Genomic DNA, 8,082 nt, shown 5'->3' on the forward strand with positions numbered 1-8,082 from the left:
TATTTCTACATCACGAATGGAAGATGACGATTGGTCAAGTGCAAGTGTTACAGCCTATCGTATAATTTTAGTTAAGAAATCGAGTATTTATGATCCTGACAATGGACTCAAGAAGGATTATTATTATGGCGATGTTTTGCATATGAAGAATGATGAGATGAATGGTCTTCTCACCATATACAGCGATGGCATGATCTCCTCTACTTCATACTTTATTGATGATGAGAAAAATGGAGAGCAAGTTGAATATTATTACAATGATGAAAATGAATTAAAATTAAAAGAATATAGTAATTATAGGGAAGGTATAAAGGATGGAATACGGAAAACATATATTCTTGAAGAAGGTGTTCAAAGACTCCTGACTTTTACAACTTATTCACAAGGAATAAAAAATGGATCATTTCAAGCTATTAGTGGGGATAGTTTGACTATTGGATTTTATAAAAATGATTTACTATCTGGTGATTTCAAGATATATCGTGATTTGTCAAAAATGCTTTTTGGAGGGGTAATAAACACGGATACATCTGATTTAGTTTTAATAAATGATGGATATTACTATGATGATTTAAAATCCGGTGAATGGAGATTTTATGATATAACTGGAACTTTAAGAAATAAAGGGCAATATTCAAAAGATTTAAAATCTGGTGAATGGAAATATTATTATGGCACTTATTCTGATAATAATGATGGCTTACTACCCTATTCAGGGAAGTTATTTTTAATAGAGAATTATTCTAATGGTCTATTAAATGGTAAATCTACCCGATTCTCATTCTTAGATGAAGAAAAATATCTTTGCTCAGCTGCCGAAAAACTCAAGTATGAAATTGATTCTTGTGTTAGAAAAGTATGCATCAGAATTAATGTGATTTCATTTTTTAAGGATGATAAACTTGATGGGTTCTATGAGTTAAAGGATTCTAATAATCAAATTATTGCCAAAGGAACATATTCAAATGGCTTAAGAACTGGAGAATGGGTACATAGGTATTTAAGCGAGAATACAAATGGAGAATCTATTTATACATATGAAGAGGGTACATATAGCAATAATAAAAGAAATGGCACATGGATTCAATATGTTAATAAGGATCACATTCTTTTAACTTTCAACTACTATCAAGATGATTTGCATGGAAGCTATACTGTCTGGAATTCAAATAATAAACCGAAAGAGGTGAAAAAGTTTAAGTACGGCAAGTTTAAAGAATTAATTGTATTCGATAGTTTGGGAATTACATATAAAACTAAATATGAGGTATTTGATGAAAAGAATAATGGATTCCAATGTAGAAAAACTAAATATCTAAATGATGGTTTGGAATCTCAAGTATATTGGGTGAAAAAAGATGGTGAAATTGATCATAATTGGTTCGAATTTTCATTTTTAATAAATATTAATAACCCTTCGAGTGGGTTTAAAGATGGGGAATATATTCTGTCAAATAATGATAAAAAACCTATTATAACTGGTTATTTCCTTTATGAAAAGAAAATAAATAAATGGGTATTTTATTATTATGATAAAGGGGTAAAAATAATATTTTCCTATTCAAACGGAATTAAAATGGATGAAAAATATTATTTACTAAATGATGAGTTATTTTCAGGGGAGTTCACCTATATCGATAAAGAAAAAAACATAAAGGAACTTAGAAAAATCAAAAATGGCTTAAGGAATGGAAAAACTATTTTTGTTGATATTAACTCAGACAAGATTATTAAAAAAGAGAGCTATAAAGAGGGTGTTTTGAAGTAAAATTAAAGGGAAACAACAGTCGATTTCATAAACAATAATTTAAATCAAAACGATGATGAAAAAAATTATCTTGATCCTTTTAGTCATATTAGTGTATACAGCATCAGTAAATGCAAAGTATACCCAAACTTGTAAAGTAAAATACAAGAAGAATTATGGTTGGTCAGATTATTATACCGTTAATGTCATCTTTATGTCAGGGGAAAGATGAAGCGAGTGTTATTAAATTATCCTCATATACCGGTTGTGGATCTGAAGTAACAAAAAGTTGTATTGATAACAAAGTCATGAATTTAGAAGGTGAAGATCAAGATGGTAGAGACTGGGAGATATGTACTAAATCGTACTGTTTTTAACATCTAATATTACCAAATTACAACAGTTTTTCCTCTTCTGTAGAAATCTTCACATTTGTTTGAGCCTCCATATTTTTTAAAGACTCCAATCCTTGGGAAAATATTTCCATTAATAAAGAGAATTAGATTTAGTTCACTTGTTGTAACTGTTGATGTTGGAACTCCAGAAATAGGGAAATCATGACTATATGATACCATAAAATTCTTAGCATAATTTGTCCAACCAATTAATAACACACCATGATTGATGTTTTTTGAAGTGCGTTCATAGAAAGCAAATTTTCCTCCCATACCAAAAGTTAAGCTGCCAACAAATAGGTTTAATCCTAAATCAATATTCTGGAATTGATTTTTTGATTCAATAGGCTTAATATCAGTTGGTTTGGCAATGTCAAATGTCCATCGAAAATATGGGTTATACAGAATGTCACTGTTAGATTTAGTTGGAATTAAACTATTATAGTGAAATGAAACAATTAGTGGTATTTTGTATTCGTTATCATAAAATGTTTCTTTAAATGTTACCACATGTTCAGTAATTGCTCCTATCATGTGAATGCCATCTTTTCCTCCCTTTTTAGGAGCATAAAATATTGCACCACCTATTGTCCAATCAAATATTGGTTCAGTAGAAAAGCTACTTGCAACTGGAATGTTCGATGAAGCTATATTTCCATAGAAAGGATCTAGCTGATCGTAAAACACAAATTTGTCCCAGTTAATTTTTTTTTGATAGAACCCGATTTTTGTTCCATACCTAAATGAAATAGTTCTACTTAAGTTTAAAAATCCTGAAAGATTTAAATATCCACCACTTTGACTTAAAAACTGTTCTCCTTCATAATCTTCATAAAAGAATAATCCAATATTTGATTCTCTGATGAAATTCATGTCAACACTGATTGAGGAAGTAGAAAGCATACCAGGTATTTTATGCCATTGATTTCTTTGATTAGCAATAAATCTTGTGCCATTATGATTACTTCCTGCAAGTGAAGGGTTAGTATATATTGCGTTAAAATAAAATTGAGTGTAAAGAGGGTCTTGTGAATACGAAGAAACACTTATTATTGATAAAATAATAATCATTAATGTCTTATTGAATTTCATATTCATCGTATTAACATTAAATAGCCAGATTGATAATATAAGCCCTTGTATTCTCTCCCAATCCATGGTTCTCCATTCTTAAAAACAGCTTCTATCTTCCAAACATATACGTCAGATGGACACTTCACTTCCCCTTGATTAAATATTGTCCCATCCCACCCCAAGAAAAATTCAGGTATCCCATCTTCATAATCCTCAAAATTTCGTTCCCAAGAATAAACCATTGTGCCATGTGTATTAAAAATACGAAGCTTGTAATATCTTAATCCAATTGCACTTGCCTGAAATCTTGTAAAACTATCACTTGGATATAGCTCTGGGGCAAAAGCATTTGGAACATATAACCCATGATAGTATTCTGAAATCATGTGGATTACTGTATCATAACAATTATATTTAGTTTTTGCAACAAGTGTAATTGGCTTGTTAACAATATCTCTGAAATATGCTGTTTGATTAGTTGATACTGATTGCATGAAATTATCCCAATACCATTCATAGGAGTCTGCCCCTTTTGATTGGTTAATAAATTCTGTCCAAGGGAGTGTGGTTTTGTCATAGAATATTTCAAATTCACTTATAGGATTTGGATATACGTTTATCCTTTTTTCGGCACTATCAAAACAATGATCTTTGCTTTCAGCAATTACCGTTAAAACATATTCTCCACTTTTATCAAAATATAATTTAGGTGATTTCCCTGTTATATTTTCACCGTTTCCAAGTTGCCATTTAAAAAATTCTGCATTTGTTGAATTATTAATAATTTGAATAGTTAGGGGTACACAACCATAGTCAGGTAAATATTCTACTTCAACAATTGGAGGTGGTAATATGTTGACTGGTTTGCTCAAACTATTAGGACATTGAAGGAATGAATTAGAGTAAACTTTTAATGTAACCAGGAAGATTCCTGATGAATCGTAAGTATGAGAAGGATTTGTCATTATTGAAGAATCTCCATCTCCAAAGCGCCAAGATGATCCAGAAATATCTTTGGACGTATTTTCAAAATAAACAGGCAAGTTTATACACTTATTATCTTTGTCAATAGTAAACATTACAACAGGTAAACCCTCAACAATTACCGGAGAAGAAAAACTATCTTTTGCACATCCATTATCAATTACTTGTTTGATGAAAAATGTTCCTGTATCAGAATATACATGGGTTATATAGCTAGTATCTTTATAAATATTACCATCTCCCATATACCATGTAATGCTTCCTATACCTGCATGTCCATCTTTTAGTTTAATTGTATCACCTTTACATATTCTGTTTTTGTTTTTTGTAAAAAATGCACCTAAAGTATTGGGTTTTACTATTACATTTTTTACTAAGCTATCGATTCCACATTTATTCTTAACAATTAATTTGATATAGTAAGTTGTGTCATTTTCTCCTGTTACATAAGTATGCTGAATTACAGAATCTTTTTTCCCTATTTGCTTATACGTATTTCCATCTCCTAAGTCCCAAACATTACTTAATGGTAATCCATAAGATTTGTTCCGCAATGTAACCAAAAGAGGTTCACAACCAATTTTGGGTTCTAGATCAAAAACAGCTACAGGTACAGGCAAAACAATAACAGTGTCTTTAAATACCGAAGAATCACATTTGTTTTTCACAGTAAGTGTAACAAAATAAAGCTTGTTACCATATTTTGCTGCGTGATAAGTTATTGTTGGAGGATTTTCTAGAGTTGAAGTTGTTCCATTTCCAAAATCCCAAACGTAGCTTACATACTTGCCTTTGCTTAAATTACTATAATTAACATCAAGAGGAGCACATCCTGAATCAGGATTCATTGTGAATTTAGCATCTGGCTCTTGAATTACCTCTATTTGTTTTATTAAAGTGTCTTTACATCCATATGCTGTTGTTGCAATAAGAGTAATGAAATAGAAGCCGGTATCAATATAGGTATGACTCGTATTTGGATTTGAAGTATTTGAGGAAGCAATGTTACCATCTCCAAAATTCCAATAGTAACTACTTCCACCTATGCTGCTATTGATAAATGGTATACTTTGAAGTACACAAGAAATCGTATCAAAACTGAATGATGCAATAGGTAAAGGATAGATGTTTATTGTTTTTGTTATACTATCAAAACAACCGTTAGAATTAACAATCCTTAATGTTACGATATATGTTCCAGGATTTTGATAATAATGTTTTGGATTTTGATCAAATGAGTTTGAACCATCTCCGAAATTCCAATAATAAATTAGAATAGGGACACCTTCTCCAGTTGATTTATCAAGGAATTGAGTGGTGTCCTGAAGACAGACATTGTTAAATACAAAATCTGGAATTGGTAATGAATCGACTTTAATAATGTTTGAAGTGCTATCAGAACAGCCATTAACATTGGTAACAACTAAAGAAGCATTATAATAAGTCGGATTGGTATAGATATGAGTTGGGTTTTGAGAAGTACTTGATGCGGCATCCCCAAAATAGTATTTCCAGTCATTGTTGGTTGATCCATGACTTTCAGAAAGATCATAGAAGTGGGTCAGTTCGTTTAAACAAACTGTATCAAATGTAAATTCAGCAACAGGTAGTGAATCAATTACTATAGTTTTAACAACAGTATCTAAACAGCCATTGGCATTGGAAACAATAAGGGATACTTCAAAAGGAATTGGAGTATTAAATAAATGATTAGGATTCTGAGTTGTTGATGAACTCGCATCTCCAAAGTCCCAATTCCAATTGGTAAGGTTCGTATCTGGCCCACTTGATAAATCAACAAATTGAGTTGTTTGTCCAAGGCAAGCATGGGAAAAGGAAAAATCAGCTACTGGTAATGAGTCAACCTTAATGCTATACATGATACTGTCTGAACAGTTATTTGAATTGGTAATCCTTAAACTCACATTATAAGTACCAGGGTTTTGATAGACATGCCAAGGGTTTGGTGACGTGGATATATAAGCATCACCGAAATCCCACTCATACCCAATTACATTTACTCCTGCTCCTGATGAAACATCAGTAAAGAATGTTGTGTCATTAAAACATACTCTTGTAAAAGTAAAGTCTGGTTCAGGGAGTGAATCAATCTTAATTATGTGAGCTACACTATCAGAACAACCATTAACATTAGTAACTACAAGGGACACATTATAGAACGTAGGATTAGAATAAGTATGAGTTGGATTTTGGGATGTACTAGTATTTGCATCTCCAAAATAGTATTTCCAGATATTGTTGGTTGATCCATGACTTTCAGAAAGATCATAGAAGTGGGTCAGTTCATTTAAACAAACTGTGTCAAATGTAAATTCAGCAACAGGTAGTGAATCAATTACTATAGTTTTAACAACAGTATCCAAACAACCATTGGCGTTTGAAACAATGAGTGATACATTAAAAGGAATTGGAGTATTAAATAAATGATTAGGATTCTGAGTTGTTGATGAACTTGCATCTCCAAAGTCCCAATTCCAATTGGTTAGGTTCGTATCTGGGCCACTTGATAAATCAACAAATTGAGTTGTTTGTCCTAGACAAGCATGAGAAAATGAAAAATCAGCTACTGGTAATGAGTCAACCTTAATGCTGTACGTTATACTGTCAGAACAATTATTTGCATTGGTAATCCTCAGAGTCACATTATAAGTGCCAGGATTTTGATAGACATGCCAAGGGTTTGTTGATGTGGATATAGAAGCATCACCAAAGTTCCACTCATATCCAATTACATTTACTCCTGCTCCTAATGAAACATCAGTAAAGAATGTTGTGTCATTAAAACATACTCTTGTAAAAGTAAAGTCTGGTTCAGGGAGTGAATCAATCTTAATTATGTGAGCTACACTATCAGAACAACCTTTAACATTAGTAACTACAAGGGACACATTATAGAACGTAGGATTAGAATAAGTATGAGTTGGATTTTGGGATGTACTGGTATTTGCATCTCCAAAATAGTATTTCCAGTCATTGTTAGCAGAGCCATGACTTTCAGAAAGATCATAGAAGTGGGTCAGTTCATTTAAACAAACTGTGTCAAAAGTAAACTCAGCAACAGGTAGAGAATCAATTACTATAGTTTTAACAACAGTATCCAAACAGCCATTGGCGTTTGAAACAATGAGTGATACATTAAAAGGAATTGGAGTATTAAATAAATGATTAGGATTCTGAGTTGTTGATGAACTCGCATCTCCAAAGTCCCAATTCCAATTGATAAGGTTCGTATCTGGCCCACTTGATAAATCAACAAATTGCGTTGTTTGCCCAAGGCAAGCATGAGAAAATGAAAAATCAGCTACAGGCAAAGAATCAACTTTGATACTATATGTAATACTATCAGAGCAGTTCTTTGAATTACCTACTTTTAAAGTTACATTATAAGTACCTGGGTTTTGATAAACATGTCTTGGATTTTGTAAACTAGAGGAATTGCTATCTCCGAAATCCCAGATATAGGTACTGATAGTAGCACCAGACCCAGCAGATAAGTCGTTAAAATATGTAGTGTCATAAAAGCAAGCTCGATTAAAACTGAAATCAGGATATGGAAGTGAGTCAATTTTTACTTCATGCGATATGCTATCCATACAGCCTTGGGTATTAGAGACAAACAATACAACTGTAAATACCGAAGGATTTTGATAAGTATGTGTTGGACTATGTATTGCACTTGAATCACCATCACCAAAGTAATACTTCCAACTAATATTTGCTGATCCATGCCATTGAGATTGATCGTAAAAGTGAGTGAGTTCATTGAGACAAACAGTATCGAAAGTAAACTCAGCCACAGGTAGAGAGTCAACAACTACATTTTTAATGACAGAATCGATACATCCATTTGTATTTGTGACA

The 8,082-nt window shown here is 32.0% G+C and carries 4 protein-coding genes; 2 read left to right on the top strand and 2 right to left on the bottom strand.

The window, feature by feature from the left end:
* Nucleotides 1-1,768 (top strand): hypothetical protein (locus HOG71_04020; protein ID MBT5990000.1); only part of this gene is annotated, 1,768 nt, incomplete at its 5' end.
* Between the two features lie 55 nt (nt 1,769-1,823).
* Nucleotides 1,824-1,979 carry a hypothetical protein gene (locus HOG71_04025; GenBank protein ID MBT5990001.1) on the top strand — a complete coding sequence of 52 codons (156 nt, stop codon included), beginning with the start codon at nt 1,824-1,826 and terminating at the stop codon, nt 1,977-1,979.
* 154 nt (nt 1,980-2,133) lie between these two features.
* On the opposite strand, the gene HOG71_04030 is transcribed toward HOG71_04025, so the two are convergent.
* Both HOG71_04030 and HOG71_04035 read right to left on the bottom strand, forming a co-directional pair.
* Nucleotides 2,134-3,234, bottom strand: coding sequence for a PorP/SprF family type IX secretion system membrane protein (locus tag HOG71_04030; protein ID MBT5990002.1), 1,101 nt, complete (start codon nt 3,232-3,234; stop codon nt 2,134-2,136).
* A gap of 2 nt (nt 3,235-3,236) precedes the next feature.
* The coding region (locus HOG71_04035) for a PKD domain-containing protein (protein MBT5990003.1) at nt 3,237-8,082 on the bottom strand (4,846 nt) is incomplete at its 5' end.

It is taken from the genome of Bacteroidota bacterium (assembly GCA_018698135.1).
Taxonomy (GTDB): Bacteria; Bacteroidota; Bacteroidia; order CAILMK01; family JAAYUY01; genus JABINZ01.

Excerpts from the sequence above, each read along its gene's own strand:
- HOG71_04025 (MBT5990001.1), top strand. The coding sequence starts at position 1,824 with ATGAAAAAAATTATCTTGATCCTTTTAGTCATATTAGTGTATACAGCA.
- HOG71_04030 (MBT5990002.1), bottom strand. The coding sequence starts at position 3,234 with ATGAAATTCAATAAGACATTAATGATTATTATTTTATCAATAATAAGT.